We start from the raw sequence: 22,306 nt of genomic DNA, 5'->3' as shown, positions 1-22,306 counted from the left end.
ATGAAGTTTGCAGTGATTGTTTTTCCTGGCTCAAACTGTGATGCAGATATGCTGTGGGCTGTGCAAGAAATTATGGGTGTGGAAGCAACCTATGTTCGTTACGATGAAGATTCACTTTCTGGATTTGACGGTGTATTACTTCCTGGTGGTTTTTCTTACGGTGATTATCTTCGTTGTGGAGCAATTGCTCGCTTTTCGACAATTATGCAAGAAGTGATTCGTTTTGCTGAAGAAGGCAAACCAGTATTTGGAACGTGTAATGGATTCCAAATTTTAACTGAAGCAGGATTACTCCCTGGTGTTCTACGCAGAAATGAGTCGTTACAATTTATTTGCAAGACAGTTCCGTTAAGAGTTGCAAATAATCAAACGGCGTTTACCTCAGAATATCGTGAGGGTGAAGTGATTCAATTGCCAGTCGCTCATGGTGAAGGAAATTATTTTTGTGACGAAGAAACGTTACGTGAACTAAAGGAAAATAATCAAATCGTTTTTACGTATGAAGAAGAAAATATCAATGGCAGTGTGGAACGTATCGCAGGAATTACGAACCAAGCTGGAAATGTTCTGGGAATGATGCCTCATCCTGAACGTGCGATGGAGCAGTTATTAGGTTCAGAAGACGGAAAACGTTTCTTTCAATCAATGATCAAAAACTTCGGGAAGGTGACTGTTTAGATGAAAACAATGATGGAGCCAACAGCACAAGAAATCAAAGAGCAGAAAATCTACACTGAATGGGGTTTGTCTGATGAAGAATACCGCATGATTGAAGAAGATATATTGGGTAGAATGCCTAATTATACTGAAACAGGTCTGTTTTCTGTTATGTGGAGTGAACATTGTTCTTATAAGAATTCCAAACCTGTTCTACGAAAATTTCCGGTTACTGGACCGAACGTTTTGCAAGGACCTGGTGAAGGAGCTGGGATTGTGGATATCGGTGATGGGCAAGCAGTCGTTTTTAAGGCAGAAAGTCATAATCATCCTTCTGCTGTAGAACCTTATGAAGGTGCAGCAACTGGAGTTGGCGGGATTATTCGTGATATTTTCAGCATGGGTGCACGACCAATTGCGTTGCTTGACTCTTTACGTTTTGGTGAGCTGAATAATTCACGCACAAAATATTTACTTGATGAAGTAGTTGCGGGAATTGGTGGCTATGGTAATTGTATTGGTATCCCAACAGTTGGTGGCGAGATTGCTTTTGATGCTTGTTATGAAGGGAATCCATTAGTCAATGCGATGTGTGTTGGGTTGATTGACCATAAAGATATTCAAAAAGGTCAGGCATCAGGTGTCGGAAATTCTATTATGTATGTCGGAGCTAAAACAGGTCGTGACGGTATCCATGGTGCAACATTTGCTTCAGAGGAGTTTAGTCAAGAAGAAGAACAGCAACGCTCTGCTGTTCAAGTTGGTGATCCTTTCATGGAAAAATTGTTGTTGGAAGCCTGCCTTGAGTTGATTCTGAAACATGCAGAAATTTTAGTAGGTATCCAAGATATGGGTGCTGCGGGATTGGTATCATCCAGTTCAGAAATGGCTTCCAAAGCAGGATCAGGTTTGATTTTAACGCTAGATGATGTGCCCCAACGAGAAACAGACATGTCTCCTTATGAAATGATGTTATCTGAATCTCAAGAACGTATGTTAATTTGCGTCAAAGCTGGTGCAGAGGAAGAAGTAAAAGCGTTATTCAAAAAATATGATTTAGATGCTGTAACAATTGGAAAGGTAACAGATGATGGCCAATATCGTTTATATCATCATGGAAATGAAGTAGCCAACTTACCAGTTGATGCTTTGGCAGAAGATGCGCCAGTTTACGATAAGCCAAGAAAAGAACCAGCGAGAATGGCGGAGTTTCGAACAATGCCAGCATATGTGCCTGTCATTGGCGACCCAAACGAAACACTCTTATCGTTATTAGCGCAACCAACAATTGCTTCAAAGAAGTCAATTTATGAAACGTACGACTCTCAAGTTCAAACAAATACCGTTGTTCGTCCGGGAAGTGATGCAGCTGTTTTACGAATCCGCGGAACGAAAAAAGCTTTAGCAATGACAACTGATTGTAATGCAAGATACCTTTATTTAAATCCAGAAATCGGTGGTCAGATTGCAGTTGCTGAAGCAGCACGAAATATTGTTGCTAGCGGTGGAAAACCTTTAGCAATTACAGATTGCTTGAACTATGGTTCACCGGATAAGCCTGAAGTTTTTTGGGAGCTTTGGCACTCGGCAGATGGAATAGCAGAAGCTTGTCGTACCTTTGAAACACCAGTTATTTCTGGAAACGTGTCACTTTACAATGAAACAGATGGCAAGGCAATCTATCCAACTCCGATGATTGGTATGGTAGGTTTGATTGAATCGCATGAGCAGATTACTACGCAGGAATTTAAGCAAGCAGGAGATCAAATTTATGTTATTGGCCAAACAGGCAATGATTTTAATGGGAGCGAGATTCAAAAGCTTTTGACAGGAACGATTCAAGGTCAGTTAACTAACTTTGATTTAGCAGTTGAAAAGAAAAATCAAGACTTAATGTTAGCTGCTATTCAACAAGGCTTGGTAGCTAGTTCTCATGATTGTTCTGAAGGTGGCCTGGCGGTTGCCATTGCAGAAGCTGCTTTTGCGAATGGATTAGGTGTTAAAGTACAAGTCGAGTTGACTGTTGCGGAACTTTTCTCGGAAACACAATCACGATTTGTGGTGTCAATCAATTCGAAAAATCAGACAGCTTTTGAACAATTAGCAGGAGAACAGGCTTACCATCTTGGTGAAGTAACAGCTGATTCTCAATTGCGAATGCAAGCAGTTGATGGCGAAATCAATCTAACAACTCAAATGGCTAAAGCAAGCTGGGAGGAAGCTATTCCATGTCTTATGAAGTAAAAAGTTTGAATGAGGAATGTGGGATTTTTGGTGTCTGGGGACATCAGGATGCAGCAAGTGTTACTTATTTTGGCTTGCATAGCCTACAACATCGTGGCCAAGAAGGTGCGGGGATTGTTTCGAATGATGAAGGCAAACTTCATGGGCATCGCGATCTTGGTTTATTATCAGAAGTATTCAAAGATCAACGAAAATTAACTCAATTAACAGGAAATGCAGCAATTGGTCATGTGCGCTACGCGACTGCGGGAAATGGAAGTGTCGATAATATCCAACCATTTTTATTCAAGTTTTATGATGTTTCAGTTGGCTTAGCCCACAATGGTAATTTGACCAATGCTCGCTCTTTGCGAAAAGAATTAGAGCAAGATGGAGCCATTTTTCATTCAAATTCGGATACAGAAATTTTAATGCATTTGATACGTCGAAGTGACGAAGAAACATTTTTAGCAAAATTAAAAGCATCTTTGAACAAAGTAAAAGGCGGTTTTGCGTATTTACTAATGACAGAAGACGCAATGATTGCGGCGCTTGATCCTAATGGGTTCCGTCCATTAGCAATTGGACAGATGAAAAATGGTGCTTATGTCGTTGCCTCTGAAACCTGTGCTTTAGAAGTAGTTGGTGCAGAATTTCTCCGTGATGTGCATCCCGGAGAAGTAGTGATAATCAACGATGAAGGACTAAGAATTGAAACGTACACACAAGATACACAGCTAGCAATCTGTTCAATGGAGTATATCTATTTTGCACGACCAGATTCGAATATCAATGGGGTCAATGTCCATACTGCTCGAAAAAATATGGGTAAAAATCTAGCGGAAGAAGCACCAATCGAGGCAGATATGGTGGTAGGTGTCCCCAATTCTTCTTTGTCAGCTGCCAGTGGGTATGCTGAAGCTAGTGGAATTCCTTATGAAATTGGTTTAGTAAAAAACCAATATATTGCGCGAACCTTCATTCAACCTACACCAGAGTTACGCGAACAAGGTGTGCGTATGAAACTATCAGCTGTTCGAGGAGTAGTAGAAGGTAAAAAAATCGTGATGGTAGACGACTCAATTGTACGTGGTACGACAAGTCGACGAATCGTCCGGCTATTAAAAGAAGCTGGGGCGAAAGAGGTCCATGTTCGAATTGCTTCTCCACCCCTAAAATATCCTTGTTTTTACGGAATCGACATTCAAACGAGGAAAGAATTGATTGCTGCTAATCATAGTATCGAAGAAATTCGGCAATGTATTGGTGCAGATTCTTTAGAATTCCTTAGTGAGGAAGGTTTGATTACTGCCATTGGGTTAAAAGAAGAAGCGCCTTATTCAGGATTATGTATGGCTTATTTTAATGGTGACTATCCAACTCCTTTATATGATTATGAGGAGAAATACCAAGCATCTCTAAAAGAAAAAGTTTCGTTTTTCTAATAATAAAGGAGTGAATCATCGCATGAAAAATGCATATGCAAAAGCTGGCGTGGATGTCGAAGCTGGTTATGAAGTTGTTGAACGAATCAAAAAACATGTCAAAAAAACGGAACGTCTTGGTGTAATGGGCGCGCTAGGCGGTTTTGGTGGTTGTTTTGATCTTTCGTTGTTTGATGTCAAAGAACCTGTTTTAGTTTCGGGAACGGATGGCGTTGGAACAAAATTAGCAGTAGCAATTGAAGCTGGTCAACATGATACGATTGGCATTGATTGTGTCGCAATGTGTGTGAATGATATTTTAGCCCAAGGGGCAGAGCCTCTTTATTTCCTAGATTACTTAGCTACTGGAAAGAACCAACCAGAAAAATTAGAGCAAGTGGTTGCAGGTGTAGCAAATGGTTGCGTTCAAGCAAATATGGCGCTGATTGGCGGAGAAACGGCTGAGATGCCAGGAATGTATCAAGGAGACGACTATGATTTAGCCGGTTTTGCCGTTGGGATTGCTGAAAAATCACAACTGATTACTGGAGCGTTGATTGAACATGGAGATATTTTATTAGGATTACCTTCAAGTGGGATTCATTCAAATGGGTATTCGTTAGTACGGAAAATTTTCTTTGAAGAACATCAACTCACAACTGCTAGTATTTTGCCGGAATTAAATGAAACATTAGCTGATAGTTTATTAGTTCCAACAAGAATTTATGTTGCAAGTCTTTTACCATTGATCAAAAAAAATCTATTGAAAGGCTGTGCGCACATTACCGGTGGTGGTTTTGTAGAGAACATTCCCCGAATGTTGCCAGCTGGAGTCAGCGCAAATATTCAACTAGGAAGCTGGCCGATTTTACCAATTTTTGATTGTTTACAAAGCTATGGAAAGCTGTCCTCTTCGGAAATGTATGAAATTTTTAATATGGGGATTGGAATGGTCGTTGCTGTTTCACCAGAAAAAGTAGCTGAGGTCACGGCTGCTTTTGCAGAGCAAGGAGAGACTTTTTACCAAATCGGTGAAATTGTCCCAGAAGACACACAGAAAATTATTTTCACTGGAGAAACGGCATGAAGTTAGCCATTTTTGCTTCGGGTAATGGAAGTAACTTTCAAGCTTTGGTAACGAATCTAAGAGAAAAAAAGCTAGCTGTCACGTTTGACTGGTTATTTTGTGACCAGCCAGAGGCGTATGTGCTACAAAGGGCAGAAGAATTGGGCGTTCCTGCTAGTCAGTTTTCGCCAAAAGATTTTGCAAATAAAGTAGCGTATGAACAGGAGATACTACGGCAGTTGCGTGAACGAAAAATTGATTTGGTTATTTTGGCTGGCTACATGCGAATTGTGGGGCCTACTTTACTGACAGCATTTGAAAATAAAATTGTGAATATTCACCCCTCGTTATTACCGAATTTTCCCGGATTGCACGGGATTCGTGATGCATATGAAGCAGGAGTGGCAACCACGGGTGTGACTGTTCATTTAATTGATGCAGGTGTCGATACAGGCCCAATCATTCGCCAAGAAAAAGTCGAGATTGAGCCAACAGATACCTTGGAAATTCTTGAACAAAAAATCCATGCAGTCGAGCATCGAATTTATCCAGAAATCGTCGAAGAAATGATCAAAAATGGAGGCTATTTAAAATGACAAGAGCGTTGATTAGTGTATCAGACAAAACAGGGATTGTTGACTTTGCAAAAGGCTTGATTGCTAATAATATCGAAATTATCTCAACAGGTGGAACGAAAAAAGCATTAGATCAAGCAGGTGTCAAAACAATTTCTATTGATGAGGTCACTGGTTTTCCAGAAATGATGGATGGCAGAGTGAAAACCTTGCATCCGAAGATTCACGGTGGACTTTTAGGGCGCCGAGATGTCGTTGAACATATGGAAGACATGGCGCGCGGTGAAATCTTGCCAATTGATTTTGTTTGTGTGAATCTTTACCCATTTAAGGAAACCATTTTAAAACCAGAAGTAACTGAACAAGAGGCAATTGAAAATATTGATATTGGTGGCCCAAGTATGTTGCGAAGTGGTGCTAAAAATCACGAATTTGTCACAGTAATCGTTGATCCGGCAGATTATTCATTGGTACTCCAAGAATTAGAAGCCCACGGGGAAACTCAGTTAGCCACTCGAAAACGTCTAGCAGCGAAAGTCTTTCGCCATACGGCTGCTTACGATGCGTTAATTGCTCAATATTTGACAGAGATGGTGGATGAAAAAGAACCAGAAAAATTAACGTTGACGTATGAGCGAAAACAAGATTTGCGTTACGGCGAAAATAGTCATCAAGAAGCAGCTTTTTATCAATCTGCTTTACCGGAAGAATATTCGATTGCTGCAGCAAAACAAGTACATGGCAAGGAACTCTCATTCAACAATATTCGTGATGCAGATGCAGCGCTAAGAATTGCCCGAGAGTATGATGAACCAACAGTTGTTGCGTTGAAACATATGAATCCGTGTGGCATTGGAACGGCACCAACGATTTTTGAAGCTTGGAATTACGCGTTTGAAGCAGACCCAGTCTCGATTTTTGGCGGAATTATTGTTTTGAATCGTGAGGTGGATGTAGCTACTGCGGAAAAAATGCATGAACTATTTTTAGAAATCATTATTGCCCCGGGATTCACTGATGCTGCACTAGAAGTTTTGAAGAAAAAGAAAAATCTGCGTATTTTAACAATCAGTTTTGAACAAAGAACAGCCAGCATAGTTGATGAAACAGTTTCTGTTTTAGGTGGTTTATTAGTTCAAAATCAAGATTTAGCAATGGAACATGAAGAAGACTGGACTGTAGTGACAGCAAAGAAACCCACAATGGAACAAATGGAGGCATTAGCATTTGCTTGGAAAGCGGTGAAGCATGTTAAATCCAATGCTATCGTTGTTGCAAATGAACACCAAACTGTGGGGATAGGTGCAGGACAAATGAATCGTGTGGGTTCTGTCAAGATAGCGATTGAACAAGCAGGTGAAAAACTAGAAGGTGCAGTATTGGCTAGTGATGCGTTTTTCCCAATGGATGATTCTGTTGAATATGCTGCAACACATGGGATTAAGGCCATCATTCAGCCGGGTGGAAGTATCAAAGATCAGGCTTCAATTGATATGGCTAATCATTATGACATTGCGATGGTCTTTACTAATGTACGTCATTTTAGACATTAAAATTTAGTGGAAAAGGAGTAACTCATGAAAATTTTGATTATAGGTGCAGGCGGTCGCGAGCATGCGATTGGGAAAAAAATGGCGGATAGTCCGTTAGTTGAAACAGTCTACTGCGCCCCGGGAAATCCTGGAATGAAAAAGGATGGGATACAACCAGTCACAATTGCAGAAACAGATCATGATGCGCTCATCTCATTTGCAAAAGAAAAGCACATTTCTTGGACATTTGTTGGGCCAGAAGTTCCTTTGTTAAATGGAATTGTCGATGACTTTATGGCGGCAGATTTGAAAATTTTTGGACCAACAAAACGTGCAGCGTTGATTGAGGGATCTAAAAGTTTTGCTAAACAACTAATGAAAGAGTGTCAGATTCCGACAGCTGAATCCCAAACGTTTAATGATTATGAGCTGGCTATAGCTTATATCAAAGAAAAAGGCGTACCGATTGTTGTAAAAGCAGATGGTTTAGCTGCTGGTAAAGGTGTCGTTGTCGCGATGACAATGGAAGAAGCTGTACAAGCCGCAAAGGACATGTTGAAGAGTCATCGATTTGGTGAAAGCGGGAGTCAAATTGTGGTTGAAGAGTTTCTGGAAGGGGAAGAGTTCTCGCTTTTAGCGTTTGTTCGTGGCACAGAAGTTTATCCAATGGTAATTTCACAAGACCATAAACGAGCGTATGACTTAGACAAAGGACCAAATACTGGGGGAATGGGTGCTTATTCGCCAGTCCCACAAATTCCGGAAGAGATGATTAATGAAGCTATTGAAACGATTTTGAAACCAGCGGCGCAGGGCATGGTTGAACAAGGTCGTTCTTTCACGGGTATCTTGTACGCTGGTTTGATTGCAACCGTTGATGGACCGAAAGTGATTGAATTCAATGCTCGATTTGGTGATCCAGAAACACAAGTTGTTTTACCAAGACTAGTGAATGATTTTGCTCAAGTGATTGATGATCTACTAGAAAATCGTTCAATCGAATTAGAATGGTCGCAAGGTGATTTTCATGTGGGTGTTGTTGTCGCTGCTGAAGGTTACCCGGCAACGTATGAAACAGAGATGGTGTTGCCAGATTTTTCTGATGAACCGCATGTTCAGGTATATTATGCAGGTGTGGCAGAAAAAGAAGGACGTTTAGTTGGAAAGGGTGGAAGAATCTATTTAGTCGAAGCCAAAGCTGAAACGTTAGAGCAAGCACAAAAATTTATTTATGAAGCACTTCGAAGAAAAGAAACGACCAAAACATTTTATCGGCATGACATTGGAAACAAGGCATTAAAATTAGTCAAAGAGAAATCATCGGCTAAAAGATAAAAATATTTTTGATTTGATAAAGCCTTTTCATAGAAGTTGTGCTACACTTTTATTGTGTAAAAAAGGAGGAATTTTTTATGAAACAGGTTCAATTTGGAACAGTAAATCACGCAGTTTCAGCAGTAATTCTTGGTTGTATGCGTATCAATAGTGCGAAAGATCCAGCTAAGGCAATCGAGACTGCTTATGATAATGGAATCAATTTCTTTGATCATGCAGATATCTATGGAAATGGTGAATGTGAATCAATTTTTGCAGACGCATTGGCAAAAACTTCGTTGAAGCGTGAAGATTTATTTATCCAAACAAAATGTGGAATCGTTCCAGGAGTTATGTTTGATTTTTCAAAAGAACATATTATTGCCTCTGTCGAAGGCAGTTTACAACGCTTAAAAATGGATTATGTAGACGCTTTGTTGTTGCATCGACCAGATACATTAGTCGAACCTGATGAAGTCGCTGCAGCTTTTGATGAATTAGAAAAAGCGGGTAAAGTTCGCTATTTTGGTGTAAGTAATCAAAAACCAATGCAAATCGAGCTATTGAAAAAATCAGTACGTCAACCTTTAGTAGCTAACCAATTACAGTTTGGTTTAAAGCATTCAGAAATGGTTGATCAAGGAATTCATGTGAACATGACGGACGCTGCAAGTATCGATCATGATGGCAGTGTACTAGATTATTCAAGGTTGCATGATATGACAATTCAAGCATGGTCTCCTTATCAATATGGTTTTTTTGAAGGTGTCTTTATCGGTAATGAAAAATTCCCAGAATTAAATCAAAAATTAAACGAAATGGCTGAAAAATACAACACAACACCAACTGGTTTAGCTTCAGCCTGGATCTTGCGTCATCCAGCAAACATGCAAGTGATTGCTGGGACGATGAATCTTAGCCGAATTGAAGAAATTGCAAAAGCTTCTGAAATTATGTTAACAAGAGAAGATTGGTATGATCTATACATGGCTGCAGGAAATATTTTGCCATAGAACTTGGTGTGTAGTATTGGTTATCCGATAACTAAAAAAACAGGACTTGCTATTTTTTGTAGCAAGTCCTGTTTTTGTCTTTTTACCTTTTTTCCGAACATTACCCTGTTTAAAGGAACAGATTATTGAAAAAAGTCTAAGAAAACGCATTATTCGTAAAATGTTCATGGTTTTCGCTTGATTTTTTTATTTAGTTGAGTTAAATTACATAGGGCGCTAAAAAACGCCTGAATAAAACGAAGAATGTTCGTGTTTTACTGAACTGAACATTAGGAGGACAATTTGATGAAAGTATTTGATTACGAAGATATCCAACTAATTCCGAATAAATGTATCGTAAATAGCCGATCAGAGTGTGACACAACAGTGACTTTAGGTAAGCACTCATTTAAAATGCCAGTAGTACCTGCAAACATGCAAACAATTATTGATGAGTCAATTGCAGAATTTTTAGCAAAAAACGGCTATTTTTATATTATGCACCGTTTTGATGAAGAAGCGCGTATCCCATTTATAAAAAAAATGAAACAAGAAGGATATATCTCATCAATTAGTGTCGGTGTAAAAGAAAACGAATATGCTTTCGTTGAAGAATTAGCACAAAAAAATCTAGTACCAGATTACATCACAATTGACATTGCTCACGGGCATTCCAATTCAGTAATTAACATGATTCAACATATAAAAAAACATCTTCCTGAAACATTTGTGATTGCGGGAAATGTTGGGACACCTGAAGCAGTTCGTGAATTAGAAAATGCTGGCGCTGATGCAACAAAGGTTGGCATTGGACCAGGAAAAGTTTGCATCACGAAAATCAAAACAGGTTTTGGAACAGGTGGCTGGCAGTTAGCTGCGTTAAGATGGTGTGCAAAAGCTGCTCGTAAACCAATTATTGCAGATGGCGGGATTCGGACACATGGAGATGTGGCGAAATCAGTTCGTTTTGGTGCAACGATGGTTATGATCGGTTCACTATTTGCTGGACACGAAGAATCTCCGGGCGAAACAAAAGTTGAAAATGGAGTTGTTTATAAAGAGTATTTTGGCTCCGCTTCTGAATTTCAAAAAGGCGAAAAGAAAAACGTTGAAGGTAAGAAAATTTGGATTCAACACAAAGGTTCACTAAAAGATACGTTAGTTGAAATGCAACAAGATTTACAATCTTCAATTTCTTATGCAGGTGGACGTGACTTAGAAGCGATTCGCAAAGTGGATTATGTAATCGTGAAGAATTCTATTTTTAATGGAGATACAATTTAAAATAGAAAAATTTTTCAATCTTAAATAGTAGTAAGTAGAGTGTCAGATGAATCTTTGTCTGATGCTCTTTTTTTTTGGATTGAGAAAATAGGTTACGCAAAAATTTGTTATTTTTATTTCTTTTTTTTCGAAAATTCAGCTACAATAGAAGATGGAAAGAAAAGGAGAATGGAAGTTATGAAAAAAGTAAAAGTATTATCTGTTTTTGGTACAAGACCAGAAGCGATTAAGATGGCGCCTTTAGTTAAAGCTCTTGCAAAAGATGAACGCTTTATTGGAAAAGTTGCCGTTACGGCGCAGCATCGGGAAATGCTTGATCAAGTGTTAGAAGTATTTGAAATTACTCCTGATTATGATTTGAATTTGATGAAAGGTGGACAAACTTTAGCAGGAATTACTTCAAGAATTCTTGATGATTTGACACCTGTGTTATTAGAAGAACAACCAGACATCGTTTTAGTTCATGGAGATACAACAACGACTTATGCGAGTGCGACAGCAGCGTTCTATCAACAAATCAAAGTTGGCCACGTGGAAGCGGGTTTGCGAACTTGGAATAAGTGGTCGCCATTCCCTGAAGAAATGAATCGTCAATTGACAGATGTCTTAAGTGATATTTATTTTGCACCAACAAGTCAAAGCAAAGAAAACTTAGAAAAAGAAAATCATCCAACAGACGCTATTTTTGTAACTGGGAATACTGCAATTGATGCAATGGGCTACACTGTTGATGATGAATATCAAAGTGAACATCTACCAGCATCAAAAGAGGATAAAATGGTCTTGGTGACAATGCATCGTCGCGAAAATATCGGTCAACCAATGCGTCAAGTATTCCAAGCAATTGCGCGTGTTGCCAATGAACATCCAGAAGTGAAATTTATTTTTCCGATGCATCGCAATCCAAAAGTACGTGAAGAAGCAATTGGCATTCTGGGGGATTTAGCTAATGTATCATTGATTGAGCCTTTAGACGTTGTCGATTTCCATAATTTTGCAGCACGAAGTTATTTGATTTTGACGGATTCTGGTGGTGTTCAAGAAGAAGCACCATCACTTGGCGTACCGGTACTTGTCTTGCGTGATACCACAGAGCGCCCAGAAGGTGTTGAGGCAGGTACTTTGAAAATGGTTGGAACAGATGAAGAAACTGTCTATGACGAAACAACTCGTTTGCTTGAAAACAAAGAAGCACATCAAGAAATGGCGCATGCCTCCAATCCATATGGGGATGGCCAAGCAAGTCAACGTATTTTAGATGCAATGGCGTATTACTTTAATATAGAAGAAAACCGACCAACTGATTTTGAATAATGGTTATTTTTTCGTAAGTTTTATTCTTTTTTTAGAGATAAAAAGTAAGTGAGGAGATCTCATGTGGCAAAAAATTGATAAGGCACAAGGACCTGCATATCGACAAATGATGGATCAAATCATGCGGAAAATCGAACAAGGCGAATTAAATCCAGGAGAGCGACTTGCTTCGGAACGGAAGTTAGCAGAGGCTTTCGGGGTGAATCGTTCCACCGTGGTTCATGCATTGGAAGAGTTACGTGCGCTTGGAATTTTGACAAGTAAACAAGGTAGTGGACGTTACGTCAATCAAACGGAATGGGGCAAGTTTTCCATTCCGAGAATTGACTGGCGTCAACTGATTGCTCATCGATATGAGCAGTCAATTAATCATTATGAAGAAAAAATCAATCGTGGAAAAAAGCAAACCAGTGCGTTTCTTGATTTGTATTCTAGTGAAATGCCGAATGAGTTATTGCCTGATTTTCAATTTCCCTCTTATTCATTAGCAGATATATTAATGGAAGAAAAGAGAATGAATCGCTATGGCTACTTGCCTTTGAAAGAAAAAATCACGGGATATTTAAAAGAAGAACTTCAATTGACATTTGCTGCGGACCAACTTTTGGTCACGGGTGGCGGTCAGCAAGCTATTTTTTTGATTTTGCAAACCATTTTGTCGTCAGGAGATGCAATCGCGGTAGAATCACCGTCCTTTTTCTATCGTCTTCCTTTGTTTAAAGCAGCGGGGATTCGCCTTTTTGGTGTAGCGATGGATGAAGAAGGAATTGATTTGAAGCAGTTAGAAACATCAATTTTAAAAAATCAGGTAAAAGCTGTCTTAGTCAATCCTAATTTTCAAAATCCTACGGGAAAAGTCATGAGTCAGAAAAGACGCGAAGCGCTTGTGCAATTATGTCGTCGATACCAATTGCCTATTATTGAAGATGATGTTTTTACTGATTTTTCTTTTTCGGAGATGAATGAGGTCCAACCGCTACGGTTACTTGATCCAGATAATGTCTTATATATTGGTTCTTTGTCACGCGTTTTAGGTCGAACGACAAAAATCGGTTGGGTATTAGGTCCTGAAACATTAATCGCTCGCTTAGCAAATGCACAAGAAATGATGGAGTTTTCACTAAGTATCGTTTCACAAATGTTAGCAACGAGTGTTTTTGATGAAGCTTTTCTCTCGAAAATGTCATTAGTGCGGCAACAATTAGTTAAGCGAAGTCAACGATTGATTGATTGGTCGAAGGAGCAAACTTTTTTTGAGTTACATCCAATAAAAGGTGGTTACTATGCTTGGCTGACGTGGGAAGGTAAGCAATTATCAACGGAGATTGCGGATGAATTAATTGCGCAAGGGTTAGGGATTGCTCCAGCGCAATTATTTGGAGAAGAAGTGAACGGGTTGCGATTGAACTTCAGTCGGCTATCAGAAGAAGAGTTACCAAAATTTAGTGAATTAATGAACCAAGCAGCAGAAATGCTAAAAAAATAAAGAAAACTGTAACAGCATAGTGATTTTTCTATGCTGTTTTTTTGTTGATGAATTTTTTTACAGAAGTTCGGTATAACAGCTTCATTAGTTGTTTGTAAAGTTATGCACGATCCTAGAATGCGTCGAGAATAAACTTTTATAAAAGTTGTAACAACAAGGTTTGTAAATAGAAACAGTTCGATGTTTTGCTATTAAAATACGGAGGATTTTTTTAAGCAAAATGTAAACCGCTTTCTTGTTTGTGATTCAATTCACTATCGCTGATGTAGCAAGGATTATTTTTATAAAAAATTATCGTGAATTTATGGGCTTATAACTTGTATTTCTCCATGATACATGATAATTTATGTATGAAGCCGGTTAAATAGTGATACAGATTCTATTACTGTTTCAATCGTAGCTAGAAGAGAATTTCTTATAGACGAGAGAGGAATGTGTGACAAATGGCAAACAAAAAAGCACCAATCGACTTCCAGGCTTTACTTGATGAAGTCAATTCAGATTTTCCAGTTTATCAAGCACTTGATCAAGATGGAAAAGTTGTAAATGAAGATTTGATCCCTGATTTATCAGATGATGAATTAGTTGAGTTAATGACAAAAATGGTTTGGTCACGTGTCTTGGATCAACGTTCAACAGCATTGAACCGTCAAGGACGTCTTGGATTTTTTGCGCCTACAGCAGGCCAAGAAGCAAGCCAACTTGCGAGTGCATTTGCTTTTGACAAAGAAGACGTTTTATTACCTGGTTATCGTGATGTTCCCCAACTTGTTCAACACGGCTTACCATTAACGCAAGCGTTTTTATGGTCTCGTGGACATGTTGCTGGTAATTTATATCCGGAAGAATTGAAAGCTCTACCACCGCAAATTATTATTGGTGCACAGTACGTTCAAGCTGCTGGTGTAGCACTAGGCTTGAAAAAACGTAACAAGAAAAACGTTGTCTTCACTTATACTGGTGATGGCGGTTCTTCACAAGGAGATTTCTACGAAGCAATTAACTTTGCGGGTGCTTACCATGCAAATGCTGTTTTCTATATTCAAAATAACGGTTTTGCAATTTCAACACCTCGTGAAAAACAAACAGCTGCTAAAACATTAGCACAAAAAGCTGTTGCAGCTGGAATTCCTGGTATCCAAGTTGATGGAATGGATCCACTAGCTGTTTATACTGTTTCAAAAATGGCTCGTGATTGGGCAATTAGCGGAAAAGGTCCTGTGTTGATTGAAACATTGACTTATCGTTATGGTCCACATACTTTATCAGGTGATGATCCAACACGTTACCGTTCAAAAGAGATGGATGGCGAGTGGCAAAAGAAAGATCCATTGATTCGTTTCCGTAACTATCTAGTTGAAAAAGGATTATGGTCTGAAGAAAAAGAAGAACAAGTAATTGAACAAACAAAAGAAGAAATTAAAGAAGCAATTGCAGAAGCTGATAAAGTACCAAAACAAAAAGTTTCGGATTTCTTGAAGAATATGTTTGAAGAATCACCACAAACAATTAAAGAACAAATTGCAATCTATGAAGCGAAGGAGTCGAAATAATCATGGCACAAAAAACAATGATTCAAGCAATCACTGATGCTTTAGCACTTGAACTAGAACATGATGAAAATGTCGTCATTTTTGGTGAAGATGTTGGTAAAAACGGAGGGGTTTTCCGTGCAACAGAAGGATTGCAAGAAAAATTTGGTGAAGATCGTGTGTTCGATACACCTTTAGCAGAATCAGGGATTGCAGGTCTTGGGTTTGGTTTAGCTTTAGAAGGATTCCGTCCAGTTCCTGAAATTCAATTCTTTGGCTTTATTTTTGAAGCAATGGATGAAGTTGTTGCGCAAATGGCGCGTACGCGTTATCGCATGGGTGGAACAAGAAACTTACCAATCACGATTCGTTCACCGTTTGGTGGTGGTGTGCATACACCAGAATTGCACTCAGATAATTTAGAAGGATTGATTGCACAGTCACCTGGTATTCGTGTGGTGATTCCATCAAATCCTTATGATGCAAAAGGTTTATTAATTTCTTCAATCAGAAGTAATGATCCAGTTGTTTTCCTAGAACACATGAAACTGTATCGTTCTTTCCGTGAGGAAGTGCCAGATGAAGCGTATGAAGTGCCTTTGGATAAAGCAGCAGTAACTCGTGAAGGATCAGACGTTTCAATCATTACTTACGGTGCAATGGTTCGTGAAGCAATCAAGGCTGCGGATAAATTAGCGCAAGAAAATATTTCGGTTGAAATTATTGATTTACGAACAGTTGCTCCTCTTGATATTGAAACAATCATTCAATCTGTTGAAAAAACAGGCCGTGTAGTTGTTGTTCAAGAAGCACAAAGACAAGCAGGCGTTGCCGCACAAGTGGTTTCTGAAATTTCAGAACGCGCGATTCTTTCTTTAGAAGCACCAATCGGACGTGTTTCTGCACCTGATACTGTCTTCCCATTTGGACAAGCGGAAAATGCTTGGTTACCAAACGCTTCTGATATTGAAGCAAAAGTCAAAGAAATCGCAGAATTCTAAGAAAAGAAGGGGAAAATTCATGGCTTATCAATTTAAATTACCGGATATCGGTGAAGGGATTGCAGAAGGCGAAATCGTAAAATGGTTCGTTAAAGCAGGCGACACGATCAATGAAGACGATACATTGTTAGAAGTTCAAAACGACAAATCAGTTGAAGAAATTCCATCTCCTATTACAGGAACGGTTAAAAACGTATTAGTTCCAGAAGGCACTGTGGCAAATGTGGGTGATGTTTTAGTAGAAATCGATGCACCTGGTTATGAAGATAGCGAACCAGCTGCTCCCGCTCAAGAACAAACACCTGAATCTCCTGCTGCAACACCAACAGCTGAAGGTTCTAGTGAAGGCGTCTTTGAATTTAAATTACCGGATATCGGTGAAGGAATTGCAGAAGGCGAAATCGTAAAATGGTTTGTTAAAGCAGGCGACACAATCAACGAAGATGATACATTATTAGAAGTCCAAAATGACAAATCAGTTGAAGAAATTCCATCACCTGTTACTGGAACAGTCAAAAACGTATTAGTTCCAGAAGGTACTGTGGCAAATGTGGGTGATGTTTTGGTAGAAATCGATGCACCAGGACATAACACAAGTCAATCTTCAGCACCAAGTACCCAAGCACCAGCTGCGGCAGCTCCTCAAGAAACAAAAGCTGCGCCATCAACAGTTGTTGCTACAGCTGACGAATCAAAACGCATTCTTGCAATGCCTTCTGTTCGTCAATATGCTCGCGAAAAAGATGTAGATATCTCACAAGTAACTGCTACTGGAAAAGGTGGCCGTATCACAAAAGAAGATATCGATCAATTTGCTTCAGGTGGCGCACCTGTTCAAGCGACTGCACCAGAAGCAGCACCAACAGCTGCAAAAGCAACGCCAGAAGCACCGGCTGCTGCACCAAAAGCAGAACCAGCTGCATTCAAGTCTGGTCAAGCAGAGCGTGAAACTCGTGAAGCTTTAACACCAACACGTAAAGCAATTGCTAAAGCGATGGTTAATAGCAAACACACAGCACCACATGTAACTTTACATGATGATGTTGAGGTTTCAAAACTTTGGGATCACCGTAAGAAATTTAAAGATGTTGCTGCTGAAAATGGCACAAAATTAACTTTCTTACCATATGTTGTTAAAGCATTGACAGCAACTGCGAAGAAATTCCCAGTGTTGAATGCGTCAATTGATGACAAAACACAAGAAATTGTGTACAAACATTACTACAATATTGGTATTGCAACTGATACGGACCACGGGTTGTATGTACCAAATATCAAAGATGCAAACATGAAGAGTATGTTTGCGATTGCTGATGAAATCAATGAAAAAGCAGCATTAGCGCACGATGGTAAACTTTCTGCCCAAGATATGCGTGATGGCTCAATTACAATCAGTAATATTGGTTCTGTTGGTGGTGGTTGGTTTACACCAGTTATCAACTACCCTGAAGTTGCTATTTTAGGTGTGGGTACAATTGCACAACAACCAGTCGTGAATAGCGAGGGTGAAATCGTTGTTGGTCGCGTGATGAAATTATCATTAAGCTTTGATCATCGAATCGTTGACGGTGCAACTGCACAGAAAGCAATGAATAACATCAAACGTTTATTAGCAGATCCAGAATTATTATTGATGGAAGGATGAGTGGAAAATGGTAGTAGGAGATTTTGCCATTGAGTTAGATACAGTTGTAATCGGTGCTGGACCTGGCGGCTATGTAGCTGCCATCCGTGCCGCAGAAATGGGACAAAAAGTTGCCATTATTGAACGTGAGTATATCGGTGGAGTTTGTTTGAATGTAGGATGTATTCCTTCTAAAGCTTTGATTTCTGCCGGTCATCATTACCAAGAATCATTAGATTCAACTTTATTTGGTGTAACAAGTAAAGGTGTTGAGTTAGACTTTACTAAAACACAAGATTGGAAAGACAATCAAGTTGTTAAAAGTTTGACAAGTGGTGTTGGAATGTTGCTTAAAAAACATAAAGTAGAAATCATCGAAGGAGAAGCTTTCTTTGTAGATGACCACACATTACGTGTTATTCATCCTGATTCTGCTCAAACGTACTCATTTAACAACGCAATTGTTGCAACTGGTTCTCGTCCAATCGAAATTCCAGGATTTAAATTTGGTGGACGCGTGTTAGATTCAACTGGTGGTTTAAACTTGAAAGAAGTTCCTAAGAAATTTGTGATTATCGGTGGCGGTGTTATCGGTGCTGAATTAGGTGGTGCTTATGCAAACCTTGGATCAGAAGTTACAATTTTAGAAGGCTCACCTTCAATTTTACCAACGTATGAAAAAGACATGGTTAAACTAGTTACTGATGATTTCAAAAAGAAAAATGTTACAGTGGTCACTTCAGCAATGGCGAAAGAAGCAATTGACAATGGTGATAGCGTAACAGTGAAATATGAAGTAGACGGCAAAGAACAATCAGTTGAAGCTGACTTTGTTATGGTTACAGTTGGTCGTCGTCCAAATACGGATGATCTTGGTTTGGAACAAGCTGGTGTTGAAATCGGCGAGCGTGGATTGATCCCCGTTGACAAACAAGGCCGAACAAATGTGGCTAATATTTTTGCAATCGGTGATATTGTTCCTGGTGCGGCGCTTGCTCACAAAGCAAGTTATGAAGCAAAAATTGCTGCTGAAGCTATTTCTGGTAAAAAAGTTGCTGTTGATTACAAAGCAATGCCAGCTGTTGCATTTACTGATCCTGAACTAGCAAGTGTTGGGATGACGATTGCAGAAGCGAAAGAGGCTGGGATTGAAGCAAAATCGTTCAAATTCCCATTTGCAGGTAATGGACGTGCTATTTCATTAGGAAAAACAGAAGGATTCTTGCGTCTAGTAACAACAATTGAAGATCACGTGATTATTGGTGCGCAAATTGGTGGTGTTGGAGCAAGTGACATGGTTTCTGAACTTGCTTTGGCAATTGAATCAGGCATGAATGCTGAGGATATTGCTTTAACAATTCATCCACATCCATCTCTTGGTGAAATTACAATGGATACAGCTGAATTAGCTTTAGGGCTACCAATTCATATCTAAAAAATCAGTTTATGAATTTTAAGATGTGCGACAGTTGATGTCGTACATCTTTTTTTGTTAGCTAGAGAAGGAAATCAGGGAGTTTTGTTATACATAACACTTTTTTTATCGTAGAATGAAGAAAGATTATAGTAAACGGAGCGATTGAAATGTTGAAAGAAGAACGTTGGAATGCGATTGTAGCTTTAGTAGATCAAAAAGGAACGATTAAAGTGAGTGAAATTGTTGAACGTCTATCGGTTTCTGACATGACTGTTCGCCGAGATTTAACAGAGTTGGAAGAAGCAGGACGCCTGAAACGGGTTCATGGCGGCGCGCGAAGTCTAAATATTTATCAACATGCCGAGCTTTCTCATCGTGACAAACAAATTATTAATAGCGAAGAGAAAAAGGAAATTGCGCAAAAGGCTGTGCAACTAATCAAAGAAGATGAAACAATTTTTCTGGGACCTGGGACGACCATTGAGTTATTGGCAGAAATTATGGAATTTGAACGTTTGCGCGTAGTAACTAATTGTTTGCCAGTATTCAAAACATTGAGTAAAAAACAAGGAAATTTAAAAGTGTACTTAGTTGGTGGTGAAATGCGTGAGCTGACAAAATCATTTTTTGGCGAAATTTCCAACAAAGCATTACAAGATATGCATTTTCATAAGGCATTCTTCAGCAGCAATGCAGTGAAGGATGATGAAGTGATGACTGCGACGATCGAAGAAGGACAAACACAAGCAATTGCTCTAGATAATTCAATCGAGCGCTATTTATTGATTGATTCATCCAAGGTGGGGAAACAAGATTTTTATTCTTATTATCGATTAAAAGATATTACAGCAGTTGTGATGAATAAGGACGATTATGATACTTACCAAAAACTGGAAAAAGAAGTTCAGGTGATCGTTTAGCTTTCTTTATAAAGTTTTTTATAAAAGAAAAGACCAAGACGCTGGTAAAAAAAGAGACTGGGACAAAACCCCAGTCGTTCTTAACACATTTTACAATTTAAAAAACGCCTAAAATCAACGTTTTCAAAAACGGATTTTAGGCGTTTTTTTCGAGTTAGGTTACTTCTGTTCCGGTCTCGTTTTTCGAATAAATGGTGTTCTCAAACCAAAATTTTGTTATAGCTTACGTTTGCTTCAAAAGACGTTTAGCTATTTTTGAAGTATCTGCTAACTATCTAGTCAGAGATGAATAGTTTGAGCTAAACACTTTGCGCCACAACGTTTTACACGGTGTTCTCAAAGCAACTCCTCGAAATAATTCGTAACTGTCTCAAAATATGAAAAGATATTTTTGTCAGTTGCTCATTATTTTGTCAGAGCTGACCGCTTTGCACCACAACCTTTTTTACATAGTAGCTTTTTCCGCAGCGTAAGCAGCATTTCTTTTTTTCATTTGACGAGCATACCAAACAAAAATCAATAGGTAAGCGACAAGTGCTAAAATCGCATACAGAATAAATTCAATTTGCCCTTGAGAAGCATGACCAACTAAATAGCCCAAGAATTTTTCGACTGGACCTTCCATTGTAGTGTGAGAAATCAAGGAGTCAGCATTTAGTCCTGCTGGGAATGCACCAACTTTTTTTGCAGTTTCTGTAACGAATGGAGCAATCAAGGTACCTGACCATAAGAATAACGGTAATTCGATTGCACCAATGACAATCATACGAATCAATTTACCGCGAGTCACAACTAATAGGGCGGGTGTAACACCCATAGCGATGATACCACCTAAAGGTAATAATTTATTTCCTGGTAAAACAATCGCTTCAAGAAGCATGATCGGTGCTAACACATTGGCAGCAGCCCAAATTTCTGCACGACCAGCAATGAAGGGCCAGTCTAAACCGATATTGATGGTCCGACCTTTTAATTTGTTTGAGGCAAAATCTGTAATTCCTTGTGATAAAGGCTCAACAGCAGCAATGAACCATGCGCCAATCAAAGAAAATAGCTCTAAACAGACAGCGGCAGTGAATGCGAGTGAGAAGATTTCGGTTGGTGTTTGACCAGCTAGTAGGCCAACAAAGATACCTAAGTAAATCCCGATAGCAAATTTTGATCCCCAAAAACCGATTTTGCTATTTAATTTGGCAGCGTCGAAGTCATATTTATCTAACCATGGGAAAATTTTATCAAAAATTTTATCGAAAACCATGATGATTGGATTCATCATATAGTTCATATGTGTGGTAGTCATTGGGTTTGAATCAGGTGCATTTAACAAATCGTTGAAAGTTGGCTTCATCAAGTCAGAATTGATGATTTTTAAGACACCGATAAAAATAACCAACAGTGTAGCAATCAATAGATTTGCTCCGCAGAAAATGGCGAATAGACCGACAATTGATAAATGCCAAATGTCAAAAATATCAACATCTAATGTGTTTGTTTTATTTAAGAACAACATAACAACGTTGACGATAACCATAATCAATAAGAAATACAACGTATAAGGGGAGCCCCAAGTGATTGTTGCTAGAGGAGCCCAGCCAACATCGGTGATATTTAATGAAATACCGGTACGTTCAACAAAATCGGTCATTGCGCCCGAAAATGCAGTCGTTAGAATACCAATAATTGCACCAATCCCTGTTAAGGCAATCCCTAATTTCAGCCCGCCTTCCAGTGCGCGAGTGGGCTTGACTTTAAAACAAAGCGCGATCAGTGTTAAAACAATAGTCATCAAAGGTGCAGCCCCTAAGTTGATTAGAGGCTGGAAAATCGTATTTGCGATATCAATAATTGCATTCATGCTCTTTTCTCCTTTATGTCAAGTTGAAAATCATTTTTTCTTATTTTTGAATCGATTGGATTGCTTGTTCCATTTGAGAATACACAGGTT

General features: G+C 39.1%; 17 protein-coding genes. 16 read left to right on the top strand and 1 reads right to left on the bottom strand.

Annotation, left to right across the window (positions count from 1 at the left end; all coding sequences use genetic code 11):
- The 16 genes from purQ (at nucleotide 1) to RV17_RS11495 (ending at nucleotide 20,361) form a co-directional block, all read left to right on the top strand.
- Complete coding sequence (purQ, locus tag RV17_RS11570; RefSeq protein WP_071869285.1) at nucleotides 1-678, top strand: phosphoribosylformylglycinamidine synthase subunit PurQ; 678 nt, start codon at nucleotides 1-3, stop codon at nucleotides 676-678.
- The gene (gene purL, locus RV17_RS11565; RefSeq protein WP_071869284.1) at nucleotides 679-2,901 is read left to right on the top strand and encodes a phosphoribosylformylglycinamidine synthase subunit PurL; all 2,223 of its coding nucleotides are present in this window, start codon (nucleotides 679-681) and stop codon (nucleotides 2,899-2,901) included.
- A complete protein-coding gene (gene purF, locus RV17_RS11560) occupies nucleotides 2,886-4,325 on the top strand; it encodes an amidophosphoribosyltransferase (protein ID WP_071869283.1) in 1,440 nt (479 codons plus the stop codon). The genes purL and purF overlap by 16 nt, the downstream gene beginning before the upstream one ends.
- A 22-nt stretch (nucleotides 4,326-4,347) precedes the next feature.
- Nucleotides 4,348-5,391, top strand: coding sequence for a phosphoribosylformylglycinamidine cyclo-ligase (gene purM / locus RV17_RS11555; RefSeq protein WP_071869282.1), 1,044 nt, complete (start codon nucleotides 4,348-4,350; stop codon nucleotides 5,389-5,391).
- Nucleotides 5,388-5,966, top strand: a complete 579-nt coding sequence (purN, locus tag RV17_RS11550; RefSeq protein WP_067481190.1) for a phosphoribosylglycinamide formyltransferase — start codon at nucleotides 5,388-5,390, stop codon at nucleotides 5,964-5,966. The genes purM and purN overlap by 4 nt, the downstream gene beginning before the upstream one ends.
- Nucleotides 5,963-7,498 carry a bifunctional phosphoribosylaminoimidazolecarboxamide formyltransferase/IMP cyclohydrolase gene (gene purH / locus RV17_RS11545; RefSeq protein WP_071869281.1) on the top strand — a complete coding sequence of 512 codons (1,536 nt, stop codon included), beginning with the start codon at nucleotides 5,963-5,965 and terminating at the stop codon, nucleotides 7,496-7,498. The genes purN and purH overlap by 4 nt, the downstream gene beginning before the upstream one ends.
- A 24-nt stretch (nucleotides 7,499-7,522) precedes the next feature.
- Nucleotides 7,523-8,812, top strand: a complete 1,290-nt coding sequence (purD, locus tag RV17_RS11540) for a phosphoribosylamine--glycine ligase (protein WP_067481195.1) — start codon at nucleotides 7,523-7,525, stop codon at nucleotides 8,810-8,812.
- 77 nt (nucleotides 8,813-8,889) lie between these two features.
- Nucleotides 8,890-9,804 carry an aldo/keto reductase gene (locus RV17_RS11535; protein WP_071869280.1) on the top strand — a complete coding sequence of 305 codons (915 nt, stop codon included), beginning with the start codon at nucleotides 8,890-8,892 and terminating at the stop codon, nucleotides 9,802-9,804.
- 285 nt (nucleotides 9,805-10,089) lie between these two features.
- A complete protein-coding gene (gene guaC, locus RV17_RS11530) occupies nucleotides 10,090-11,067 on the top strand; it encodes a GMP reductase (RefSeq protein ID WP_067481199.1) in 978 nt (325 codons plus the stop codon).
- Nucleotides 11,068-11,244: 177 nt separating this feature from the next.
- Complete coding sequence (wecB, locus tag RV17_RS11525) at nucleotides 11,245-12,381, top strand: non-hydrolyzing UDP-N-acetylglucosamine 2-epimerase (protein WP_067481201.1); 1,137 nt, start codon at nucleotides 11,245-11,247, stop codon at nucleotides 12,379-12,381.
- Nucleotides 12,382-12,442: 61 nt separating this feature from the next.
- A complete protein-coding gene (locus tag RV17_RS11520; RefSeq protein ID WP_067481203.1) occupies nucleotides 12,443-13,867 on the top strand; it encodes an aminotransferase-like domain-containing protein in 1,425 nt (474 codons plus the stop codon).
- Between the two features lie 443 nt (nucleotides 13,868-14,310).
- Nucleotides 14,311-15,420, top strand: a complete 1,110-nt coding sequence (pdhA, locus tag RV17_RS11515; RefSeq protein ID WP_067481205.1) for a pyruvate dehydrogenase (acetyl-transferring) E1 component subunit alpha — start codon at nucleotides 14,311-14,313, stop codon at nucleotides 15,418-15,420.
- A gap of 2 nt (nucleotides 15,421-15,422) precedes the next feature.
- Nucleotides 15,423-16,400, top strand: a complete 978-nt coding sequence (locus tag RV17_RS11510) for an alpha-ketoacid dehydrogenase subunit beta (RefSeq protein ID WP_071869279.1) — start codon at nucleotides 15,423-15,425, stop codon at nucleotides 16,398-16,400.
- Nucleotides 16,401-16,419: 19 nt separating this feature from the next.
- Nucleotides 16,420-18,045, top strand: coding sequence for a dihydrolipoyllysine-residue acetyltransferase (locus RV17_RS11505; RefSeq protein WP_071869278.1), 1,626 nt, complete (start codon nucleotides 16,420-16,422; stop codon nucleotides 18,043-18,045).
- A 7-nt stretch (nucleotides 18,046-18,052) separates the two neighbouring features.
- Nucleotides 18,053-19,459 (top strand): dihydrolipoyl dehydrogenase, encoded by a 1,407-nt coding sequence (gene lpdA / locus RV17_RS11500; protein WP_067481212.1) that lies wholly within the window; start codon nucleotides 18,053-18,055, stop codon nucleotides 19,457-19,459.
- A gap of 149 nt (nucleotides 19,460-19,608) precedes the next feature.
- Nucleotides 19,609-20,361, top strand: coding sequence for a DeoR/GlpR family DNA-binding transcription regulator (locus RV17_RS11495; protein ID WP_067481213.1), 753 nt, complete (start codon nucleotides 19,609-19,611; stop codon nucleotides 20,359-20,361).
- Between the two features lie 445 nt (nucleotides 20,362-20,806).
- Here RV17_RS11495 and RV17_RS11490 read toward each other — a convergent pair whose 3' ends face one another.
- A complete protein-coding gene (locus tag RV17_RS11490; protein ID WP_071869277.1) occupies nucleotides 20,807-22,216 on the bottom strand; it encodes a PTS galactitol transporter subunit IIC in 1,410 nt (469 codons plus the stop codon).
- Nucleotides 22,217-22,306 lie beyond the last annotated feature (90 nt).

The sequence above is a fragment of the Enterococcus thailandicus genome (assembly GCF_001886265.1).
Taxonomy (GTDB): domain Bacteria; phylum Bacillota; class Bacilli; order Lactobacillales; family Enterococcaceae; genus Enterococcus_B; species Enterococcus_B thailandicus.
This window is presented reverse-complemented; position numbering and strand designations above follow the sequence as displayed.